This is a genomic window from Hymenobacter citatus (genome assembly GCF_014333615.1).
GTDB lineage: Bacteria > Bacteroidota > Bacteroidia > Cytophagales > Hymenobacteraceae > Hymenobacter > Hymenobacter citatus.
In genome coordinates, this window is sequence record NZ_JACSCY010000011.1 from 132,652 (window position 1) to 153,828 (window position 21,177).

At 58.0% G+C, this 21,177-nt stretch carries 15 protein-coding genes; 8 read left to right on the top strand and 7 right to left on the bottom strand.

What is annotated here, in order from left to right; all coding sequences use genetic code 11:
- Positions 1–263 precede the first annotated feature (263 nt).
- The 4 genes from H8B15_RS14300 to H8B15_RS14315 all read left to right on the top strand — a co-directional run bounded on the left by H8B15_RS14300 (position 264) and on the right by H8B15_RS14315 (position 3,520).
- Positions 264–575 (top strand): hypothetical protein, encoded by a 312-nt coding sequence (locus H8B15_RS14300; protein ID WP_187320351.1) that lies wholly within the window; start codon positions 264–266, stop codon positions 573–575.
- 64 nt (positions 576–639) lie between these two features.
- The gene (locus H8B15_RS14305) at positions 640–2,019 is read left to right on the top strand and encodes a sensor histidine kinase (RefSeq protein WP_187320352.1); all 1,380 of its coding nucleotides are present in this window, start codon (positions 640–642) and stop codon (positions 2,017–2,019) included.
- 69 nt (positions 2,020–2,088) lie between these two features.
- Positions 2,089–2,484, top strand: a complete 396-nt coding sequence (locus H8B15_RS14310; RefSeq protein ID WP_187320353.1) for a response regulator — start codon at positions 2,089–2,091, stop codon at positions 2,482–2,484.
- Entirely contained in the window at positions 2,474–3,520 is a 1,047-nt protein-coding gene (locus H8B15_RS14315; RefSeq protein WP_187320354.1) for an adenylate/guanylate cyclase domain-containing protein, read from the top strand. Before H8B15_RS14310 ends, H8B15_RS14315 begins: the two co-directional genes overlap by 11 nt.
- A gap of 178 nt (positions 3,521–3,698) precedes the next feature.
- Here the strand turns inward: H8B15_RS14315 and H8B15_RS14320 are convergent, their stop codons facing one another.
- The gene (locus H8B15_RS14320) at positions 3,699–6,386 is read right to left on the bottom strand and encodes a cyclic nucleotide-binding domain-containing protein (RefSeq protein WP_187320355.1); all 2,688 of its coding nucleotides are present in this window, start codon (positions 6,384–6,386) and stop codon (positions 3,699–3,701) included.
- Between the two features lie 185 nt (positions 6,387–6,571).
- Between H8B15_RS14320 and H8B15_RS14325 the strand changes: the two genes are divergently transcribed.
- Positions 6,572–7,156 carry an HD domain-containing protein gene (locus H8B15_RS14325; RefSeq protein WP_187320356.1) on the top strand — a complete coding sequence of 195 codons (585 nt, stop codon included), beginning with the start codon at positions 6,572–6,574 and terminating at the stop codon, positions 7,154–7,156.
- Here the strand turns inward: H8B15_RS14325 and H8B15_RS14330 are convergent.
- The 4 genes from H8B15_RS14330 to H8B15_RS14345 all read right to left on the bottom strand — a co-directional run bounded on the left by H8B15_RS14330 (position 7,153) and on the right by H8B15_RS14345 (position 11,015).
- Positions 7,153–7,512, bottom strand: coding sequence for a hypothetical protein (locus tag H8B15_RS14330; RefSeq protein WP_187320357.1), 360 nt, complete (start codon positions 7,510–7,512; stop codon positions 7,153–7,155). The genes H8B15_RS14325 and H8B15_RS14330 overlap by 4 nt on opposite strands.
- Positions 7,513–7,582: 70 nt before the next feature.
- Positions 7,583–9,619 (bottom strand): excinuclease ABC subunit UvrB, encoded by a 2,037-nt coding sequence (gene uvrB, locus H8B15_RS14335; protein ID WP_187320358.1) that lies wholly within the window; start codon positions 9,617–9,619, stop codon positions 7,583–7,585.
- Between the two features lie 226 nt (positions 9,620–9,845).
- Positions 9,846–10,397, bottom strand: a complete 552-nt coding sequence (locus H8B15_RS14340) for a Riean_0653 family protein (RefSeq protein WP_187320359.1) — start codon at positions 10,395–10,397, stop codon at positions 9,846–9,848.
- A 186-nt stretch (positions 10,398–10,583) separates the two neighbouring features.
- A complete protein-coding gene (locus H8B15_RS14345) occupies positions 10,584–11,015 on the bottom strand; it encodes a hypothetical protein (protein WP_187320360.1) in 432 nt (143 codons plus the stop codon).
- A 139-nt stretch (positions 11,016–11,154) separates the two neighbouring features.
- On the opposite strand from H8B15_RS14345, the gene H8B15_RS14350 reads away from it, so the two are divergent.
- Together H8B15_RS14350 and H8B15_RS14355 are read left to right on the top strand one after the other, a co-directional pair.
- The gene (locus tag H8B15_RS14350; protein WP_187320361.1) at positions 11,155–13,929 is read left to right on the top strand and encodes a TonB-dependent receptor; all 2,775 of its coding nucleotides are present in this window, start codon (positions 11,155–11,157) and stop codon (positions 13,927–13,929) included.
- A gap of 120 nt (positions 13,930–14,049) precedes the next feature.
- Positions 14,050–15,111, top strand: a complete 1,062-nt coding sequence (locus H8B15_RS14355) for a phytase (protein ID WP_187320362.1) — start codon at positions 14,050–14,052, stop codon at positions 15,109–15,111.
- Positions 15,112–15,305: 194 nt separating this feature from the next.
- Here the strand turns inward: H8B15_RS14355 and H8B15_RS14360 are convergent, their stop codons facing one another.
- Entirely contained in the window at positions 15,306–18,014 is a 2,709-nt protein-coding gene (locus tag H8B15_RS14360; protein WP_187320363.1) for a hybrid sensor histidine kinase/response regulator, read from the bottom strand.
- A 330-nt stretch (positions 18,015–18,344) separates the two neighbouring features.
- Between H8B15_RS14360 and H8B15_RS14365 the strand changes: the two genes are divergently transcribed.
- Entirely contained in the window at positions 18,345–20,678 is a 2,334-nt protein-coding gene (locus H8B15_RS14365) for an amylo-alpha-1,6-glucosidase (RefSeq protein WP_187320364.1), read from the top strand.
- Between the two features lie 137 nt (positions 20,679–20,815).
- On the opposite strand, the gene H8B15_RS14370 is transcribed toward H8B15_RS14365, so the two are convergent.
- A complete protein-coding gene (locus H8B15_RS14370; protein ID WP_246455493.1) occupies positions 20,816–21,151 on the bottom strand; it encodes a DUF6970 domain-containing protein in 336 nt (111 codons plus the stop codon).
- Positions 21,152–21,177: the final 26 nt, after the last annotated feature.

Here is a 21,177-nt window from a genome sequence, read left to right on the forward strand (position 1 = left end):
AAGAACGAATGAAGACCTATGGCTACCCATCGGTATTCTATAAATCCAGTTTTATAAGAAAAATATAAAGCGTGACTTTCTCATAATAAGACAAACGCATTGGCACTTGCTGCCAGAAGCAAGCGGTTAATCATTCAAATTCTACAACAGGTAGCGTAGTTATGAGCCACCACGCACTGAAAGCGTGTGTCGTGGCGTCTTTCTCTACCGGATTGGGTATCCTCTTTTATTCGTGGCATATTTAAGGCGCTAATCCACTCCCTATGGCCGCCTTTCGCATACTTCTTCTGCTTACTGGGCTTTTGGTGGCAGCCCGCGGCAGCCAGGCGCAAAGTGCCCCTCATCCTGCACCGCCACCTCCGAAAGAACAGCAGGAACTGGTAGTACGCGTGACGGTTCCTACCGCCATAGCTACGATAAGTGATTATGCCAGCACCTTATTCTCCAAGCAGAAAGACAAGCTGAAAACCCTGACTGCCCCCCGGCAGCTGCGCACGAGTAACCCAGTTATCGTTTTCACGCTGCCGCTGCCCAAAGGCTGGGGCACGAAAAAAGAGAAGGAGGCTAGCCCATAGTTGCCCACACCCGTGACACGCTCTGCCTGATTTCCTGCCGTTACGCTTGCTTTTCTGCCGATCTATGAATGTCAACACGACTATCTTTTTCAGTATTTTAATAGCCGTGGGGCTGGTGCGTGTTGTGCGGAAGTTTTTGGATTTGCCCACCCGCCTACCCCGCGTCAATCGGCTACTAGACTATATCTGGGTGCCGGGTGTGGCGCTGTTCGGGCTTTCTTCGCTCGTTAGCTGGAAGTCCGATCAGCTGGATGAGCTGTATTTGCTCTTTGTGTTTGGGGTGGGTATTTGGGTGCTGCTGCGCCTGCGCACGTACCGGCCGGCGCGGTTGCTGCTGCTGGCTGCCCTACCCTTCGTCGTGTATTCGGCCTTTGAACTAGCGCTGGCGCTGGCGGCGCCAGCTGTCTTGAAGGAGTATGACGACAGCTTTGAGGTGGCCCAGGCCTTCACTTTCATCTGGCTGTTCACGTTTGCCCTGATTGCCCGCAATCAGAAAAACCAGTTGGAAAAAGACCGACTACTGCGCGAGGAAGAAGAGAAGGCCAAGCAGCGCATCTCAGCGCAAAATGTGGAACTAGAGCGCTTGGTGGCCGAGCGCACCGCTACCCTCACACAGCAGGCCGAGGAGTTGCGCTACGCCCTCACGGAGCTACGCATCACACAGAACCAGCTAATTCAGAGCGAAAAGATGGCGAGCTTGGGGGAACTCACAGCTGGTATTGCCCACGAGATTCAGAACCCGCTGAATTTCGTGACCAACTTCTCCGACGTGAGTGCCGAGCTGCTCACGGAACTGGAAGAGGAACAGCAAAAGCCTGACCGCGACCCAGAGCTGGAAGCCGAAATCCTAACCGACCTCAAGCAGAACCTGCAGAAAATCACCCACCACGGGCAACGGGCCGCCAGCATTGTGCGGGCCATGCTGGAGCATTCCCGCGCCAACAACGGTGAGCGGCAGCCCACCGACCTCAACAAGCTGGCCGACGAATACCTGCGCCTGGCCTACCACGGCTTGCGCGCCAAAGACAAGACCTTCAACGCCACTATTACCACGTTTTTTGACCCGTCGCTGGGAAAAATCAGCGCTGTATCGCAGGATTTGGGGCGGGTACTGCTCAATCTGTTTACCAACGCGTTCTACGCCGTGCAGAAAAAGCAAAAGGACGGTAACACGCCCGGCTACGTGCCTACCGTGAGCGTCAACACGCTGCACCGCTCGTCGGGAGAGGTAGAGATTCGGGTGCGCGACAACGGCACGGGCATACCGGAGAGCGTGAAGGACAAGATTTTTCAGCCGTTTTTCACTACCAAGCCCACCGGCGAAGGCACCGGGTTGGGTTTGTCGTTGAGCTACGACATCATTACAAAAGGCCACGACGGCACCCTGATGGTGGAAACCGAGGAAGGTGAGGGCACAGAGTTTATTATCACGCTGCCTGGTTGATTTTTTGAACCAGCTTAACAGCTAGCAGCCATTAGCTAACAGCTCATATTATAGATAGCTTTGTTTGTGATGAAAATACTGGTAGTAGACGATGAAACGGATGTGCGCGTGCTGTTCGAGCAGCGCTTCCGGCGCGAAATCCGCAGCGGGTTGTTCACGTTTTCCTTTGCCTACTCGGGTGAGGAAGCACTAACCTACCTGCACGACCACGCCTCGGAGGTTGTCTTGATTTTATCGGATATCAACATGCCCGGCATGAGCGGGCTGGAGCTGCTGCGCCACATCAAGCAGGCCTACCCTGCCCCGCCCCCTACCCCGCCGCAAGTAATGATGATAACGGCTTACGGCGATGACACCAGTCGGCAACAAGCTATGCAGCTGGGCGCCAACGACTTCCTGACCAAGCCCGTAGACTTTGCCGCGCTGAAAGAGAAACTGACTGTGCTAGCGAGCCATGAAAACTAAAATACTGGTAGTAGACGACGAGGCCGATCTGGAGCTACTCATTAAGCAGAAATTCCGGCGCAAAATCCGGGAAAACGTTTATGAGTTTGTGTTTGCCAGCAACGGCCAAGAGGCCCTAGACTGCATCCGGGAGCACCCGGATATGGACATTATCCTTAGCGACATCAACATGCCGGTGATGGACGGGCTGACGCTGCTGGGCAAGCTCCCCGAAGCCAACCCGGTGGCCAAAGCCGTTATCGTATCGGCCTACGGCGACATGGAAAATATTCGGCTGGCCATGAACCGCGGGGCCTTCGACTTCATCTGCAAACCCGTCGATTTCAATGACTTGGAGTTGACCGTGGAGAAGACCGCGCAGCAGGTGCGGCAGATGCGCGAGACGTTACGCGCCATCCAGGAAAACAACATCCTGCGGATGTACGTGGATGGCACGGTACTCAGCTTCATGGGCAGACCCGATTTTGAGAAGTCGCTGATGGTGAGTGAGACGGTGGACGCCACGGTGGTTTTTATTGACATCTGCGGCTTCACTTCCCTATCCGAAGTGCTACCTCCGGCTGATATCGTGACCATGCTCAACACCTACTTCGACCAGATGGTGAAGGAGGTGATTGCGCAGGGCGGCTACATCGACAAGTTTATGGGCGACGCCGTGATGGCCGTGTTCCGCGACGAGTTCCACCTCGACCGCGCCATCGACGCGGCGCTGGCGGCGCGTGCCGTAGTACAGGCCAACGAGTTTGCTCTCCCCGACGGCCGCATCTACCGACCTCAAGTGAGCATTGGCGTGAACACCGGCGAAATGGTGTCCGGCAACATCGGCTCGGCTTCCCTCAAACGCCTCGACTACACCGTTATTGGCGACACCGTGAACACCAGCCAGCGCCTGCAATCGGCAGCCCAGCCCGGTCAAATCATCATTACGGAGGCTACCTATCAGCAGGTGAAAGAGTCCTTTCATTGCCAGCCCTTGCAGGAAGTCAGCCTGAAGAACAAGGCGCAGCCAGTGATGCTGTATGAGGTGGTGAGCTAAAGGTGAGATGATGAGGTGGTGAAATGGTGAGTTTTTCGTTCTGTCATCCTGAGTGCAGCGAAGGACCTTATGCCAGTTGAACGAATCGTTGTGGCGATTGTCGTTCTGGCATGATAAGGTCCTTCGCTGCACTCAGGATGACAGAACGAAAAACTCACCATCTCACTATTTCACCATCTCACACCTTCACCGCCTCATTCTGTCGCCGCAGGCGCTGGCAGAGCACGCGGAGAATGTTGCGCAGCACCTCGCCGCGCTCCTCCATCACGTCGTAGAAATCTTCTTGGTCTAGGCGGAAGGCGGTGACGGGGGTTTGCGCTACGGCGGAGGCGGAACGCGGCTCAGCGTCGAGCAGGGCCAGTTCGCCAAAAAAGTCGCCGGCCCGGAAGGTGGCCAGTTGCTGGGCGCCGGTGAAAATGCCTACCTCCCCTTCATACACGATAAACAACGACGTGCCCAGGTCACCCTTGGCAAAGATCTGGTGGCCTTTATCGAAGGTCACTTCCTTCATAATGGGCACAATGCTACTGAGCACGTTTTCGGGGGTAGCGGCAAACAGCGCGGTGTTTTTCAGCAGGGCTACTCGTTCGGCGGCTGAAATGCGGGAGGCGGAAGCAGCGTGGTGCATGCGCAGGGAAGCTAGGGTAGGGTGAGCGGTAAGAAGAAACTGAAAGCCCTCGGGCGCGTCGTGGGCAAAACGGTCGAGCACGTCCAGGGCGCTTTCCTGCACCAACGGACTGGCGCTGTGCAGGTGTGGCAGCAGCGCCTCGATGGTGTAGGGGGTAGGGTGCCACTGGCGCAGCGCCACCGCAATGGTCCAATCGGAAAAGGCGGCGCTGCCGCGCCGGATGATAATTTCAGTGAAAGGGGCAGAAGCAGCCGCTGGCCCTAGCATATTCTCGAAGCGGCGGGCCTTGGCCGCGGGAGGCGCCACGTCTAGCAGCGTTTGTAGGGCCTGGTACACCGGACGCGCAATCAGATTATCGAGCATTTCGAGGGCGTTGGCCTGCCGCTCGCGGGCGGCGTGGGCCACGCCACGTTGGGCATCGGCAATAAGCTGGGGTGGGTAGAGCTGGAGCAGCAAGCCAAACACCCGCTGTTGCAGGCGCGTCAGCTCATATTCCAGGCTGTCGCGTAGGGTCATATCGGGGGCAGCAGCCTGGCCGTGCAGCAGCTCTTGCGCCAGGCGCAGCTCCTCCTGCACCAGGTCCTGAAACACGGGCTCGTCGGCGACAGCCGGGTCGAATGACCGGAGCGCCCGCAGCCCGGCCTCGCGCCGGAACAGGTTGGGTTGACGCACCAGCTCTACTAATGCCTGCCGGCTGGCCGCTACCGGCAAGCGCCCGCACAGTTGCGCTACCCGCCGGATGATGTGCTCGTCGGTGCTGGTGCGCAGGGCTTCGGTGAGCAAGGGTAGGGCCGTGGTGCCGAGCCGGAGCAAGCGGGCCGAGGCAGCAGCGCGGCGGGCTTTGTCGGGTAGGGTAGCGATAAGCTGACGGATTTCGGCCGGTGTAGCAGGCGTATTTTCGATTTCTGCGGTAGGCGTAGGCACGGCATCGGTGTCGTCGGCGAAGCGGCGGCGCACGGCGTGTTGCAGCTCGGCCAGGTAGTGCCCGTAGGTGCGGTGCAGGTAGAACAGCACCACCAGCAGAAACACCCCCAGCCACGCGAACATCATACCCTGCGTTATCCCCTGTCGGCTGGACAGCAGGAACAGCGCCGCGCCCGCCAGCCCCATACCCAGCGGCTCGTATACGCCCTTAGCCAACGTGTGTGCTTCCAGGCGCTCGGGCGGCGAGAGGGGCTGAAAAAGCACCAGAAACACCGGGTCGAACACGGCACGGCGCAGCACTTCCAACGTCAGAAACAAGCCGCAGAAATACAGCATCGTGTTGGCAATACCGCTCAGATGCAACCCACCAAACAGCGCCAGCGCCCCCAGCATCACTACGGGTAGGGCCAGCAGCACGCGGCGCATTCCTACCCTGTCCAGCGCCTGCCCGGTAAGCAAGAGCTTCATGATCAACGCCACCAAGTAGGTAAGTACCAGCACGCCGCCCACGTAGCGCATCACCAGGGCCTGGTCGTGAAAGCGGTGCTTCACATTCACGAAAAACGAGTATTCTACGCCCGTCGTCACGATGGCAATAGCTAACATACTCAGGCACATGGAAAGCACTAGGCGGCTGCTACCAAACCAACGCTGCAAGCCCGGCGCTACGGCCTCCTGGCGCGTGGCCCGGCGGGTGGGCTGCACGGCTACTTCGTGCCGGCGTGAGGTAGCGCGCAGCGTGAGCAAGGCCGCCAGGTAGGCACCAAACGCCGTGAGCAGCAGCCACAACAGTTCGGTGTGGTGGTGAATGAGAATGGCCAGCACAGCGCCCAGGGCCTTGGCGGGCATGTCGCCGGAGCTGATCACGCTGAACAGGCGCCGACTCTGCCGCACATCAAACACCACCGCCGACACGCCCCAGAATTCCAGATTAGTCAGCAAATAGATAACCCTATAGCCAGCCATAATAGCCACGGCCGCCGCCACCGAGTGTCCCGCGTAGACCAGCACGCCCAACACGCCTGTAAGCACCACCACGGCCAGCAGCACCCGCACTGCCACACGCTGCAACCCTAGGTGGTGCTCGTAGTGGGCGTATATCCGGCCGGCGGCCAGCATGGCCAGCGCGGCCACACCATAGGCCAAAGGGAGGTTGCGCTCTGGGTGGTTTTCGAGCAGAATAACGTTGGCCGACACGTAGACCAGGATGGTACCAATGCCCAGCAGAAAGTTGTGCAGAAAGAACAGCCCAACGGTGCGGCCTTCCTCGGCGCGAATCCCCACCAGTTGTTGCCAGCGTGCGAGTAGTGTCATAGTAAGTAGCTGTTAGCTGATAGCGGTTGGCTAGTAGCTCCCATTCTGGAATAGCTACTGAAAGCTAGCGGCTAATAGCCAATAGCCAGCAGCTAAAATCATCTCTGCAAGATAGGAGCATAAAGTGGCTGACACCGTAATTTTCCTGTACTTACGCCTGCTTCTTTTTCGTTTGCCGACACCGTATGGACTGCCAACGCGCCGAAACCTATGTGCTGCACCAGTTGCAGCACCTCTCCCCTACCCTCTACTACCATGGCCTGCACCACACCCTGGATGTGGTAGCGCAGGCCGAGTCGCTGGCTGATGCTGAGGGCATTACCGACGCGCAGGAGCGGGCGCTGTTGCGCACGGCGGCGTTTTTTCATGATACAGGTTTCCTGACTACCTACCAGGGCCACGAGGAAGCCGGCTGCGCGCTGGCCCATCAGGTGCTACCCGCTATGGACTACGCCCCCGCGCAGATTGAGCGCATCTGTGAGTTGATTATGGCCACGCAGATGCCCCAGGCGCCCGGCGACTCGCATCTGGCCCAGATTCTCTGTGATGCTGACCTCGACTACCTCGGCCGTCCCGATTTCCTACCCATCAGCAACACGCTACTGCAAGAGCTGCAAGCCCGCGACAAAATGCAGGACCTTCGTGCCTGGCAAGAGCTACAAGTGAAGTTTCTGAGCGAGCACCGCTACTGGACGCGCACGGCCCTGCAACGCCGCGAAGCCGGCAAGCAGGCGCACTTAGCCGCGGCACGGGCGTTACTAAACTCTTAATACGCCTTTCTAAATAGATAGCGCACGTAGTCCGTTTCGTCTTTTCCGCCGGTTTGGCTGGTTATCGTCACTAGTTCCCAACCATCGGCTGAAAACTCCTCTAGCTTTTGCATCACAAAACTGTCGTTTCGCTGTAAACGATCTGCAAATTTGTCTTGCGACAACGTGAGAAAACCTTTCTCTAGCTCTACTCCTGTCTGACCTTTGAAGGCTGGAGCAAAGTAAATTCGAAAGGGAATGCGCCCTGCCACCGTCATCTGCATAAAGTGGTACCGCGTTTGGGCAATGGCAGCAGGAGAGGATAAGAGTAACAGTAGTCCAAGGATTCCGGCCGTACGTTTCAGGGTATTCATCATCTTGCCTTGATAAAAATAAACAGAGCCACCAAGATAGGTGGCTCTGCTACTATAGCAAGCTGATATTTCGCTACTCCCGCTTGCTTTTCAGCATCTGCTTGAGCTGGGCCAGCTCGTCGCGGAACTTGGCGGCTTGCAGGAAGTCCAACTCTTTGGCGGCGGCTTCCATCTGCTTTTCGGTGGTTTTGATGAGCTTTTCCAGGTCCGTGCGGTTCATCATGGATACGATAGGCTCGGCGGCCAGCGCCAGGGCGCTTTCCTCGCTGGGGCCTACGTACGCTTTGGGCTCTACTACGCGGTAGTCGGCCACGGACGTTTGGCCCATGATGGCCTCCCGCGACTTCTTCACGGTGCGCGGCGTGATGCCGTGCTCCTCGTTGTAGGCCATTTGGGTGGCGCGGCGACGGTTGGTTTCGTCGATGGCGCGCTGCATGGAGCCGGTCATACGGTCGGCGTACATGATGACTTTGCCGTGGTCGTTACGGGCGGCGCGGCCCATGGTCTGGATCAGGCTGCGCTGGTCGCGCAGGAAGCCTTCTTTGTCGGCATCCAGGATGGCTACCAAGCTAACTTCTGGTAGGTCAAGCCCTTCGCGCAGTAGGTTCACCCCAATCAGCACGTCGATTTCGCCCAGGCGCAGCTGCCGCAGAATCTCTACCCGGTCTAGCGACTTCACATCGGAGTGCACGTACTGCGACTTGATGCCCAGGCGCTCCATGTACTTTTGCAGCTCCTCGGCCATGCGCTTGGTGAGGGTCGTCACCAGCACCCGGTCGCCCATTTTCACGCGCTCGTCCACCTCGTCCAGCAGGTCGTCTATCTGGTTGATGCTGGGGCGAATGTCAATTTCGGGGTCGAGCAGGCCGGTGGGGCGGATGATCTGCTCCACCACCACGCCGTCGGCTTGAGCCAATTCATAGTCGGCTGGCGTGGCCGATACGAACACCGCCTGCCGGTACATGCTCTCGAACTCATTGAACGTGAGCGGGCGGTTGTCGAAGGCGGAGGGTAGGCGGAAGCCGTACTCGATGAGAGCCGTCTTGCGGCTCCGGTCGCCGCCCCACATGGCCCGAATCTGGGGCATGGTGGCGTGGCTTTCGTCTACCACCAGCAGGTAGTCGTCGGGGAAATAATCGAGCAGGCAGAAGGGGCGGCTACCGGGCTGGCGGCCGTCGAAATAGCGCGAGTAGTTCTCGATGCCCGAGCAGTAGCCCAGCTCCCGAATCATTTCCAAATCGAACTCTGTGCGCTCCATGATGCGCTTGGCTTCCGAGTCCCTACCCTCCTTCTCGAAGTAGGCGTGCTGCTGCACTAGGTCAAACTGAATCTGCTTGATGGCCTCGTTCAGCGTGTCTTTGCCCGTCACAAACAGGTTGGCGGGGTAGAGCGTTGCCGATTTCTCGTCGGCCAGCTTCTTGCCGCTGATGGGGTCGATGCGGTGAATGGCCTCGATTTCATCCCCAAAGAAAAAGATGCGGTAGGCGTAGTCGGCGTAGGCCGGAAACACGTCCACGGTGTCGCCCTTCACCCGGAACGAGCCGCGCGTAAACTCCGCTTCGGTGCGTGAGTACAGGATCTGCACGAACTGGTAGAGCAGGTTGTTGCGCGAGAATTTCAGCCCCGGCGCCATGTAAATGACGTTTTTGCCAAACTCCTCGGGGTTGCCAATGCCGTAGATGCACGACACCGACGCCACCACAATCACGTCGCGCCTACCCGAGAGCAGCGTGGAGGTGCAGTGCAGCCGCAGCTTCTCGATTTCCTGGTTGATGGCCAGGTCTTTCTCGATAAACACGTCGGTGCTGGCGATGTAGGCCTCCGGCTGGTAGTAGTCGTAGTAGCTAATATAGTACTCGACGGCGTTGTTGGGGAAGAACGTCTTGAACTCGCCGTAGAGCTGCGCGGCCAGGGTTTTGTTGTGGCAGAGCACGAGAGCCGGCTTGCCGGTTTCGGCAATGACGTTGGCCATGGTGAAGGTTTTGCCCGTGCCGGTGGCACCCAGCAGCACCTGCGCCGGCTCGCCGTTGTTGATGCCCTCCACGAGTTGGGCAATGGCGGTGGGCTGGTCGCCGGTCGGCTTGAATTCCGAGGTAAGTTGGTAGTTCATGCAGCGGGAAAAGTAGGCCGAAAAGGTAGCCTATGATAACCGAATTCGCTGCGGGGAGGTTTCCTGGGAAGGGAAATAATCGAGGAGAATCTGACGCCTGCCGGTCCGACGCCGCAGGCGTCCGACCGATATCGTGGCTGACACCTGTGCCAGTCGAGGGTAGCGTCAGCACGAAGCTCATGCCACGATATCGGTCGGACGCCTGCGGCGTCGGACCGGCGGACGGCTACTCTGCTAAGCGCACATCGAAGCGGCCTTTGGTAATGCATACTGTGTGCGTGCCGCCATCTTCCAGCAGCGTCAAGTCAAACGTGCCTGAGGCAATACGATTGATGGTATCTAGGCGCGTGATGGTCACTGTGCCAGGGGCTGTCGGACCGGTGTAATATTGAATAGAAGGAGCAGGCTGACTGATAAAGAAGGAAGCATATCCTTGCCGACGCTCCCCTAATGCTAGTTGGGGATCCTGGCCTAACGAATACGTGCCCAGCTGCCGGATGCCGACGATTCGGATTTCAAGCCCAGAGTCTCTCCCCTTCGATGTATTGACTTGTACGAAGCTAAGCCCTATGGTTGAGTTTCCACGCCAATACCCGTTTACTCCCTTCGTTGTGGAGGTTAAATACTTGCCCTCTGGCAACCAAGCTTCCCCGTCTAGCATAAAGCCCGCGGTATTCTTGCCCTTCTGGGTCGCGTTTGGTAATCGATTAAATGGGTCTTTTTCACAACTGGTGAGTAGGCACAATACAGTGGCACCCGCATACAATACAGTTTTCATTGAAATAGGTAGAGTTAGAATAATAAAACGGATCTGTTTAAATCGAAATGTTCCGCTAGGGTAACGTGCTACAAATTAGCGTAATCCAGCCACAAGCTGTTTATAGGTATAGCGCAAGGTAATGAAGTGGCACAAGCTCCCTGAGCGGAAAATACCGATAGAACTAAATTCTTCGTCTGTAATCAATTAGCGGACAGCAACGCGTAGTAGCGCTTTCTTATCTGCTTCTGGCTTATCAGGAAAATCAGGGTAGGGCGTCACACGCAATAAGCAAAGCCAGTAGTTTCGGCCGGCAACTGTTACGGCAACTGAATCACCTGAATAGTGTGGCTTTGGGTTACACGCGCCCAAGCATAGCATTACAGAACCGGTAGAATCCGATTGGGTACGAATAGATGCCCATACACTGGCCCCTCCATCTGTAATACAATTGAGTGAAATGGGACAACGTTCATCACAAATCATTTCTACAGTGAGTTGACCAGGCCCCGTTGGCAACAGCAAGTCTACTGTTTCCTGATCTTTAAGAAGAATAGGTTGATTGAGCTGCATTCCGGTTTTTTCTCGACAACTGCTTGCCAGAATACATGTGATGAATGCTACAGTTAGCTTATTCATTTAGCAATTACTTCGTCTATAGTATTTATTTCAACCCTCCTACTCTTAACACAAGCGTAATAATTTCAACAACCCAAGGCAATATACCGCTAAGAGCTTTGCAGTCGACTTCATCGAATCTTCATTTTTCGACTGGCTTATGCCCTATTTTTTACATCGTTTGCTTTTATTGAGCGTCTTAACACTGTTTTTATCGCCGGTGCTGCTGGCCCAAACGGGTGCCATCCGAGGCAAGGTGCTGGATGGCACGCGCCTGTCGTTGCCGGGGGCTTCGGTGCGGCTGCCGGAACTGGGCCGCGGCGCCGTGTCGGATGACGACGGCGCCTACCTGCTGGCTGATGTGCCCGTGGGCACGCACCGGGTTATGGTTTCCTATCTCGGCTACCAGGAGTTTTCGACCACTGTAACGGTGACGGACCGTGCTACCACCACCCTACCTATTGAGCTGAGCGCGGGCACCAACCAGATGGGCGAGGTGCAGGTGCTGGGCGCCCGCCTGCAAGGCCAGGCCAAGGCCCTGAACGAGCAGCGCACCAACGCCAACATCACCAACGTGGTGGCCGCCGACCAGATTGGCCGCTTCCCCGACGCCAACGTGGGCGACGCCCTCAAGCGCGTACCGGGCATCACGGTGCTCAACGACCAGGGCGAGGCCCGCTTCGGCCTGATTCGGGGTACGGAGCCGCGCTTCAACTCCGTGACGGTGAACGGCGAGCGGCTACCCTCGGCCGAAAGCGGCACCCGCAGCGTGCAGCTCGATTTGATTCCGTCGGACATGGTGCAGACCATTGAAGTCAGCAAAACGCTGACGCCCGACATGGACGCCGACGCCATTGGCGGTACGGCCAACCTGGTGACCCGCGCCGCGCCTAACGGCCTGCGCATCTCGGGCACGGCGGGGGCGGGCTACAACTTTCTCTCGAAGAAAGTGCCCTACCTGGGCTCACTAGTAGTTGGCAACCGCTTCCTAGATGGCAAGCTGGGCATCATCGCCAGCGGCTCCTACTTCAATCACCGCTTCGGTTCCGACAACGTGGAGGCGGCCTGGGACCGGACCGAAGGCGGGCGGGACTACCTCACGCAGCAGGAAATCCGCAAATACGACGTGCAGCGCATCCGACGCAGCGGCTCGGTGTCGGTGGACTACCGCTTGTCGCCCAACTCCACCATCACCCTGCGCAGCCTATATAATGTGCGCGACGATTTTGAGAACCGCTACCGCGCTATTTACTCGGGCCTAAAAGCGCCCGGCAGCAACGGCCTGACCACCGGCCGCTACGAAATTGAAACCAAGGGCGGCAGCGACAACCGCCACAACGCCCGCCTGGAGCGCCAGAAAACCTTCAGCAACACGCTCTCCGGGGAGCACCTGATTGCCAGCCGCGCCCGCCTCACCTGGGCCGGCACCTACGCCTACGCCTCCGAAGACCGACCGCAGGAAAGCTACATCAGCTTCCGCACGGGTACCATTTCGTTGCGCCCCAACACCGTGGACGAGGAGCACCCCAGCGTGGAGCCGGCTGCGCCCATCAACTACGCCACCATCCCGTTCCGCCGCTTTCAGCTTCGCAACGACAACACCCACGAGCGCGACCTGAACGGCCGCATCGACCTGCTCCTACCCCTGCAAACCGAGGGGCCGTTTATGAACAGCCTGAAGGTAGGCGGCCGCTACCGCGACAAGCACAAAGAAGTGCAGCAGCGCCGGGGCGTGCTGGAAACAGATGAGAAGGTTACCTGGGCGGCCATTCCTACCGCTGATTATACCGACAACCACTTCCTGGCCAACGGCGGCGGCGTGCGCTACCAAGTAGGGCCAGCGCCCCAAAACTCGGCGCTACCCGCGTTTCAGCAGCAGTTCAACGCCACCTACGAGGACAATACCTACGACAATCTCTCGGTCAGCTTCCGGGCCGATGAGCGGATTTCGGGCGGTTACGCCATGCTGAACCAGCAGCTGGGCGCGCGGTTTTCGGCCATTGCGGGGGTGCGCGTGGAGCATACCTACATTCGCTACCAGGCCACCATTCCGGCCGATGCCACCGGCGAAGGCCCGACCACCGACGCCACGGGCATCAACAGCTACACCAACGTGCTGCCGGCCCTGCACCTCAAGTACAACCTGACCGACAACACCATCCTGCGGGCAGCCTACACCAACTCCCTGGCCCGCCCCGACTACGCCGCCCTGGCCCCTACCCGCACCATCGACGCCTCGGCCAACGAGCTGACTGAGGGCAACCCCAACCTGAAAGCCACCACCTCCACCAACTTCGATGTGATGGCCGAGCACTACTTCACGTCGGTGGGGCTGATTTCGGGCGGGTTGTTTTACAAAGACATCGAGAACTTTGTGTTTACGACCACGGAGCTGAACTACACCGACCCCGTAACCGGCAACACGTTCCTGCGCTACAGCCGTCCGCTGAATGGCAACTCTGCCACCCTGCGCGGCGCCGAAATTGCCGTGCAGCGCCAGCTCGATTTCTTACCCGGCGTGCTGCGCGGGCTGGGCATCTACGCCAATTACACCTACACCAGTTCCCGCGCCAACGGCTTGGCCGAGCGCACCAGCCTACCCGGCACCGCCAAGCACAACTGGAACACCTCGCTTTCCTACGAAAGCAAGCGCCTGACCCTGCGCGTGTCCGTGAACCGCCACAGCGGCTTCATCGACCCCGACGAAGCGTCGCTCACACTCTCCGACGGCAGCACCACCTTCCGCCACCTCGACCACCAGTTGCAGCTCGATGCCAACGCCGGCTACGCTTTCACACCCAAGCTGCGCTTTTTTGTGGAGGCCAACAACCTCACCAACCAGCCCCTGCGCTACTACCAGGGCACCCGCAGCCGCACGTTGCAGACCGAGTACTACAATGCTCGCTTCAACGCTGGGTTGAAGTTTGATTTGTAGGATAGTAACGCGAAGCTCTGCTTCGCGACCGTGCGCGCCATTTGCTTTTGCCAGGCCTTTGTAGCTCGTTCTGACGGTCGCGAAGCAGAGCTTCGTGTTACAAAGCTTTTCACTTCCCGAATGTCCCGTTTATCCCGCGCTTGCGTAGCCGTTCTGTTATTATCCATTGGCTGCCAACGCCCTACCTTCCCGCCGGTTACACCCGGCGTGGCTTCCGGCCCGACCCTCAAGGCCACCCTCATTTCCGACCCGGTGCGCTACGACACCGACGACCCCGCTATCTGGATCAACCCCAAAGACCCGGCGCAAAGCCTGATTATCGGCACCGATAAGAATTCCGACGGGGCGCTGTATGTCTTTGATTTGCAAGGCAAGGAAGTGCCCGGCCGCACCGTGCATGGCCTCCGGCGCCCCAACAACGTGGACGTAGCCTATGGCCTACCCCTCGGCGGCCAGCCCACCGACCTTGCCGTGACCACGGAGCGCGAGCAGCAGCGCCTGCGTATCTTCCGCCTACCCGATATGCAGCCGGTAGACAACGGCGGCCTACCCGTTTTCACGGGCGAAGCGCAAAACCTACCTATGGGCATTGCCCTCTACACCCGTCCTTCTGACAAGGCGATGTTTGCGATTGTGGGCCGCAAAGATGGCCCAACCACTGGCTACCTCTGGCAGTACCGGCTAGAGGACGACAGCACCGGCCACGTGAAAATGACGCTGGTGCGCAAGTTTGGCACCTACAGCGGCCGCAAGGAAATCGAATCCATTGCTGTAGATAACGAGCTGGGCTACGTGTACTACTCCGACGAAGGCATAGGCGTGCGCCAGTACTACGCCGACCCTGTCCGCGGCGACGAGCAGCTGAGTTTGTTTGCTACCCAAGGCTTCACCGAAGACCACGAGGGCATCAGCATCTATAAAACCAGCAAGAAGAAAGGATATATTCTGGTATCAGACCAGGGCGCCAACCAGTTTCACATCTACCGCCGAGAAGAAGGCAAAAACCACGCGCACGCGCTGGTGAAAGTCATCAAAGTAGACGCCCTGCACAGCGATGGCTCCGACGTGACCAGCGTGCCGCTGAACGCGCAGTTCCCGAAAGGTTTGTTTGTGGTGATGTCGGAGGGGCGCTTTTTCCACTACTACCGCTGGGAAGATGTGGCGGGGAAGGAGCTGAAATAGTGAAGCGGTGAGTTTGTGAAATGGTGAGTTTGTGAAATGGTGAGTTAAAACGCGTCTGTCATCCTGAGCTTGCGAAGGACCCTATCACGTGAGAACGGAAATCGTAGCAACGACTCGTTCAACGGGCATAAGGTCCTTCGCTGCACTCAGGATGACAGACGCGTTTTAACTCACCATCTCACCACTTCACTATTTCACAGCGCCAGGTAGGCGCGCATCAGGTCCATCACTTCGCGCAGGGGCGGGGCAATAGCCAGCACCAGCGCTGTGAGGGCATCGAGTTGAAAGTCTTCCTGCCACTGGTCTAGCTCGGCTACGGGCGGTATCAGGTGCTCCACGCCGAGGTGGGTGAGGCCGGGCTTGAGGGTGTGGGCAGCCGTTTTCAGGCGGGCCAGGTTGCCTTCCTGCAAGCCCTGGGTGAACTCGACCAGCAATTCCTCGCTGCTTTCCAGGAAGGTTTCCAGCATGAAGCGCACAAACTCCTGGTCGCCCTGGCCGAGGCGCAGCAGCTCGTCTACCCGGAACAGGGGTGGGGCGGGCACAGGTATGGGGGCCGCGTGGTGCGGGGCCATCCATTCGCTTACTACTTGGAGCAGCGCCGTTTCCTGGAAGGGCTTGGCTAGGTAGCCATTCATGCCGGCGGCCAGGCATTTTTCCCGCTCGCCTTTAATAGCATTGGCTGTGAGAGCAATAATGGGGGTCGTAATTTGGAGTTGCTGGCGCAGGGCAGCAGTAGCCCCATAACCGTCCAGCACCGGCATCTGAATATCCATCAGAATTAGGTCGAAGGGCTGGGCCTGGGCCATTTCTACAGCCTGTTCGCCGTTTTCGGCTTCGGTTACCTGCACCTGGGCTTGTTGCAGGAAGGTGCGAGCAATCTGGCGGTTGAAGCGGTTGTCTTCTACCAGCAGCACGTGCTTGAAGCGCAGGTTTTGCCGGATGGCGCTGTCTTCGGGCAGAATGGTTTGGGGCAGCAGGTCGGTGGTGGCACCAATGGGTAGGCACAGCGTAAACTCCACCACCGTGCCCTGATTTTTCTGGCTGCTCACCTGCACGTCGCCGCCCATTAGCTTCACTAGGTTGCGGCAGATGGACAGGCCCAGGCCGGTGCCGCCAAACTTGCGCGTCACGGAAGCATCTTCTTGGCTGAACTCCTGGAAAATGCGCGCCAGAAACTCCGGCTCAATACCTACGCCCGTGTCCGTCACCCGAAACAGTATCGCTACCTCAGTGGCCGCCAGTGGGGTAGCTACCACCTCGCAGGCCACCACCACCTCGCCGCGCTCCGTAAACTTAATGGCGTTGCCGGCCAGGTTAAGCAGCACTTGCGTGATGCGGTATGGGTCGCCGAGCAACACCTGGGGTAGGCGCTCGTCCAGCTCCGTGCGCAAGCGCAGGCCTTTTTCGGCGGCCTTGTAGCGCAGGGTTTGCTCTACCTGCTCCAGCAGCAAGGTAGGCCCAAAGCCTACCTGCTCCAGCGCCATTTTGCCCGCTTCCAGCTTCGAGAGGTCCAAAATGTCGTTGATAATGACGAGTAGGTTTTCGGCCGAGGTAGTAATAGCCTCCTGGTAGCTGCTCTGGGTAGGCGTGAGTGACGTTTTGGCTAGCAGCTGACTCATGCCCAGAATGGCGTTCATGGGCGTGCGAATCTCGTGGCTCATATTGGCCAAGAACAGCTCCCGCGCCCGCACCGCCGACTCGGCCGTGATTTTGGCGTGGCGCAGGGCACGCTCCGTAGTCACACGCTCCGTCACATCCAGCCCATAGCCCAAAATTAGGTGCAGAGAGCCATCGGGGTGAAAGACGGGTTGGAGGCAGCGCAGTAGGTGCCGGTCACCGTCGGGCCGCGTGAAGGTTTCTTCGTAGGTGATCAGCTCGCCGGCGCGGGCCGCCGCCTCTAGCTGGGCCTGCCGCTCGTGGGCCATCGACTCGGGCCGCCCGGTGCGCTTGAAATAGGCAGCATTATCTTTGCCTATCACCCATTTACGGGTTTCCGGGTCTTTGATGCCGCGAGAATTGACAAACAGATAGCGGAACTGGCTATCGAAAACGCCTACATCGGTAGGCAACTGGTCTAATACAAATTCATAGAAGGTCCGCTGCTCTACGAGTTGGTTTTCCACGCGGCGGCGCTCCGTCACGTCTACTCCCATGCCTATCACCATGCGTAAGGAGCCATCGGAGGCAAATACGGGGCGGTAATGACGCTGTATGTACAGCGGTTCGCCCTCAGCTGGCTCCATTTCTTCCCACATAGCTGCCTTTCGCGTTTGCACCACGTGGTTGAAACACGCGCGCCGGCGCACGGCCAGCTCGCGGGGCCGCTGACGGTGCGCGCAATACGCAAAATCGTCTTGCCCAATCACCCAATTTCGTAGCTCCGAGTCTGTAATTCCCGTTTCGTTGACGAAAGAGTAGCGATGCGCCTCATCGAATACGGCAATTTCTGCCGGCAGCTCGTGCAGAATTGTTTCGTAGAATTCCTGCTGCGTAGCCAGGGCCGCTTCGGCGCGGTGCAGGGCGGTAGTATCGTGCAGGTACAGCACCGTTTCGGTTCCTGCTGGCTGGGCTACTACCTCGTAGTGACTACCATCCATTGCAAGCGGCTGCGTGGTTTGGTGCGGCGCGGTACGTATTATATCGAGCAGCTGCTCCGGCAATTGCGCTTGGGCTGATGCGAGCAACGCACGGCTATGGCTGTTGGCTGCCACCACTTCCCCACTGGCTGTGGCCACTACAGTGTGCCCCGGCAGTGCTTGCAGCAGTGCCTGAAAGCGAGCCTCCTGCACCTGCGCCTGCGCCTGCGCAGCGGCCAATGCTTGTTCTAATTCTATGATGTGCTTCTCAGCCCACCCACGCCATAGCTGTTCGCTTTCCGGCGAAGAAGAGGAGCCTGTTGGCATTGTAAAATGCTTGGAAGCACTGGTCATAGAATATAAATCATAAAAGAAGGTGGCCACAAATATAAGCATACCTTAAAACATAAATAAGTCAATAATCTTATCATAAGTCATTAGTTTATAAAAAATTACCATTTACTTGAATTATAATTATTACATTATTTTATATACTTATACACTGACATTTTTAGTACTTGTGCTGTTTGCCTAGACAAGCAAACCTATTTGCAAGCCGTAGTTAAATAGCGTGTCTTGCGGCACCACTCTATGCTGTTATCTGTCCAACTGACACCCTTGGTTAACTTTCACGCTACTTTTTGCCACGTACTTTTCATGAAAACAGTCGCCTACCTGGCTACCGTACTAGCAGGGTTGCTGCTAACCACGTGCAACTCTACTCATCTGCACGTACCCACCCTTGCCCCTACCCCCACCATGCTTCTCAATCAGCTAGCCATCGACGTGACGCCCGCCGAGAACCGCGAGTTTTCGTTTACTGATAAGCAGTCGGGCTACTATTATGCTGCTACCCACGCCGATGAGCAGCCGGCCTGGCATGCTGGCTGGAACATTGCCACCCACCGCGTACTACACGACTACGAGGTGTTGGTAGATGGTGCCCCGCTGGACCGCCGGACGGCCCGCGTACGCGTGTACCCCTACAAGCTGCAACGCACCTTTGCTGCGGCCACCGAGGAATTGTATCTCTATGATAACCAACCCGTAATAGGGATTAAACTTACGAATGTTAAGGGTCAGCAACTCACCTGGCGCCCCACCGGCGACTTGGCGACAGTTGAGGCGGCAGCGCCGGAGGGCTTATGGCTGATTCCGAAGGAAGCGCCTACCCACCGCATCCTGGTAGCCCCCTGGCAATCGGTGGCTGCGACGGTGCAAAACGGTGCCCTGAGCGCCCCGGCCGGCGGCGGCGGGTTTGTGCTGGTGTACGGTCATTCTAAAGAGGATGTGCTGGCGTTGCTGAAGCAGTTTCGGGAGCACCACGAGGCGTGGCTGCAGCAACGCCAGCAGCGCATGAACACGCTGGTAGCCAACACAAACCCCGTTGCCAGCAACAGCCCACAGCTCGACAAAGCCCTGCCCTGGCTGCTGCTGACCACCGACGAGTTGGTGACCAACCAGCAGGGCTGGGGCATTTACGCAGGCCTGCCGTGGTTCAACGACTACTGGGGCCGCGACCTGTTCATTTCCCTACCGGGCGCCTGCCTCGTAGCGGGGCAGTTTGCTACGGCTAAAAAGATTCTGCTGTCGTTTGCCAAGTTCCAGAACCTCGATCCTACCTCTAAGGAGTATGGCCGCGTGCCCAACCGCGCCCGCCCCGACGACATCATCTACAACACTACCGATGGCACGCCGCGCTTCGTTATCGAAATGTTGGATTATCTGCGCTACTCTGGCGACACAGCCGCCATTCGGGAGTTTTACCCCGCTGTGAAGCGCGCCGCTGAAGGCTCCCTAAAGTATTGGGTAGATTCCAGCGGCTACCTCACCCACGACGATGCCGACACGTGGATGGACGCGAAAATCAAGAATGTGACGCCGCTTTCGCCCCGCGGCAACCGCGCCAACGATATTCAGGCGCTGTGGTACGAGCAGCTGCTAGCCAGCGCTCAACTGGCCGACTACCTGCACGATGAGGCCAACGCCCGCCAGTGGCGTGCCGTGGCGGCTAAGGTGAAACAGCACTTTCCGCAAGATTTCTTCGATGCGCAGCACCTCTACATGGCCGACCGCCTCACCGCCGCCGGTCAGCGCGACTTTCAGCTGCGGCCCAACCAGCTCTACGCCTACCCCCTGGTGCCCGACCCGGCGCGTCGGATGCAGGTCACCAAGCTGGTGTGGCAGGAGTTGGTGTATCCGTGGGGCGTGGCCTCGCTCAGTCAGCACGACCCAAATTTTCATCCATACCACGAAAACTGGCACTACTACCACAAAGACGCGGCCTACCACAACGGCACCGTCTGGCTCTGGAACAACGGTATGGCCATGCAGCGGATGCTGGAACAGAATCAGCCCGACATTGCCTACCAGCTCTTTGAGCGCATGAACCACCAGGCGCTGGCCGAGGGCGCCGTGGGCAGCCTCAGCGAAAACGCCGACGCCCTCCCCCGCCCCGGCCAGACGCGGGGCAAGCCCTCGGGCACGTTTTTGCAGGCGTGGTCTAATGCTGAGCAGCTGCGCGTGTGGTACCAGTATTTCCTGGGCATACGGCCCGATATGCTGCGCAACGAAGTGGTGGTGCAACCGCGCCTACCCTCGACGCTGACGGATGTAGCCTTTGCCGTAGCCGTGGGCACAGGACAGCTACGGGCGCATTATCAGACGGGGGCCACTGGCACATATGCTATCCAAGCGGAAGGCGTAGCGCCTACCGTCCGGTTTTCCCTACCCGGCTTTGAGGAGGTTGCGGTGGAGCTGCCCGCCAATGGCACACTGCAAGTGCAACACACGGGTACAAAACTAGAAGTAGCCGTGACTGACCAACGGGGCAAAACCATACGGCAGCTTATACGCACTGCCAGCCCTACCCTGCAAGCGCAACTGCAACAGCAACAGGCCTTTTTTGCGGATACGCACTTTGCTGTGCCCTACCTGCAACCCAACCTAAAGAGCCTCAGCACCTACCACAAGCAGGCCATTAGCTACTGATAATTGCTTGGGCGAAATTCACATGAGGTCCTAACGCAAGAAGCCCCACGCAGTGTACTACGTGGGGCTTCTTATTGATACTGAACTAGAAATACACTGCTAGATATCTATATAATAGATTGAGAGAATCCGACGCCTTAGCGAGGGTCACGCCATAGCAAGTGCTCCTGCGTGGCATTGGCAGCAAAGTCAGGGCACCGGCCGTCGCCGCGGCCGGTGAAGCCACCACTGGGGGCGCAGATGATATTCAGGTCTTTATCGTATAGGTAATTGAACTGGTCGCAACAGTTGCTGGAGATTGTGTAGACGACCTGCCCGTGGTATAGGTAACTGTATACCGCGGCGGGTGGATTCTGCTTGGGGCTCTTCTTCAGCTCGGCAATCTTAGCCTGAATAGCATCGGGCAAACCATCGTCTTTGCTGCATCCTACCAGCAACAGCACCAAGCTCAGCAAAGTCAGCATGAATTTCATAAGACAGTAGAGGCGCTAGGTGTAGA

Excerpts from the sequence above, each read along its gene's own strand:
- H8B15_RS14300 (WP_187320351.1), top strand. The coding sequence starts at position 264 with ATGGCCGCCTTTCGCATACTTCTTCTGCTTACTGGGCTTTTGGTGGCA.
- H8B15_RS14305 (WP_187320352.1), top strand. The coding sequence starts at position 640 with ATGAATGTCAACACGACTATCTTTTTCAGTATTTTAATAGCCGTGGGG.
- H8B15_RS14310 (WP_187320353.1), top strand. The coding sequence starts at position 2,089 with ATGAAAATACTGGTAGTAGACGATGAAACGGATGTGCGCGTGCTGTTC.
- H8B15_RS14315 (WP_187320354.1), top strand. The coding sequence starts at position 2,474 with ATGAAAACTAAAATACTGGTAGTAGACGACGAGGCCGATCTGGAGCTA.
- H8B15_RS14320 (WP_187320355.1), bottom strand. The coding sequence starts at position 6,386 with ATGACACTACTCGCACGCTGGCAACAACTGGTGGGGATTCGCGCCGAG.
- H8B15_RS14325 (WP_187320356.1), top strand. The coding sequence starts at position 6,572 with ATGGACTGCCAACGCGCCGAAACCTATGTGCTGCACCAGTTGCAGCAC.
- H8B15_RS14330 (WP_187320357.1), bottom strand. The coding sequence starts at position 7,512 with ATGATGAATACCCTGAAACGTACGGCCGGAATCCTTGGACTACTGTTA.
- uvrB (WP_187320358.1), bottom strand. The coding sequence starts at position 9,619 with ATGAACTACCAACTTACCTCGGAATTCAAGCCGACCGGCGACCAGCCC.
- H8B15_RS14340 (WP_187320359.1), bottom strand. The coding sequence starts at position 10,397 with ATGAAAACTGTATTGTATGCGGGTGCCACTGTATTGTGCCTACTCACC.
- H8B15_RS14345 (WP_187320360.1), bottom strand. The coding sequence starts at position 11,015 with ATGAATAAGCTAACTGTAGCATTCATCACATGTATTCTGGCAAGCAGT.
- H8B15_RS14350 (WP_187320361.1), top strand. The coding sequence starts at position 11,155 with ATGCCCTATTTTTTACATCGTTTGCTTTTATTGAGCGTCTTAACACTG.
- H8B15_RS14355 (WP_187320362.1), top strand. The coding sequence starts at position 14,050 with ATGTCCCGTTTATCCCGCGCTTGCGTAGCCGTTCTGTTATTATCCATT.
- H8B15_RS14360 (WP_187320363.1), bottom strand. The coding sequence starts at position 18,014 with ATGCCAACAGGCTCCTCTTCTTCGCCGGAAAGCGAACAGCTATGGCGT.
- H8B15_RS14365 (WP_187320364.1), top strand. The coding sequence starts at position 18,345 with ATGAAAACAGTCGCCTACCTGGCTACCGTACTAGCAGGGTTGCTGCTA.
- H8B15_RS14370 (WP_246455493.1), bottom strand. The coding sequence starts at position 21,151 with ATGAAATTCATGCTGACTTTGCTGAGCTTGGTGCTGTTGCTGGTAGGA.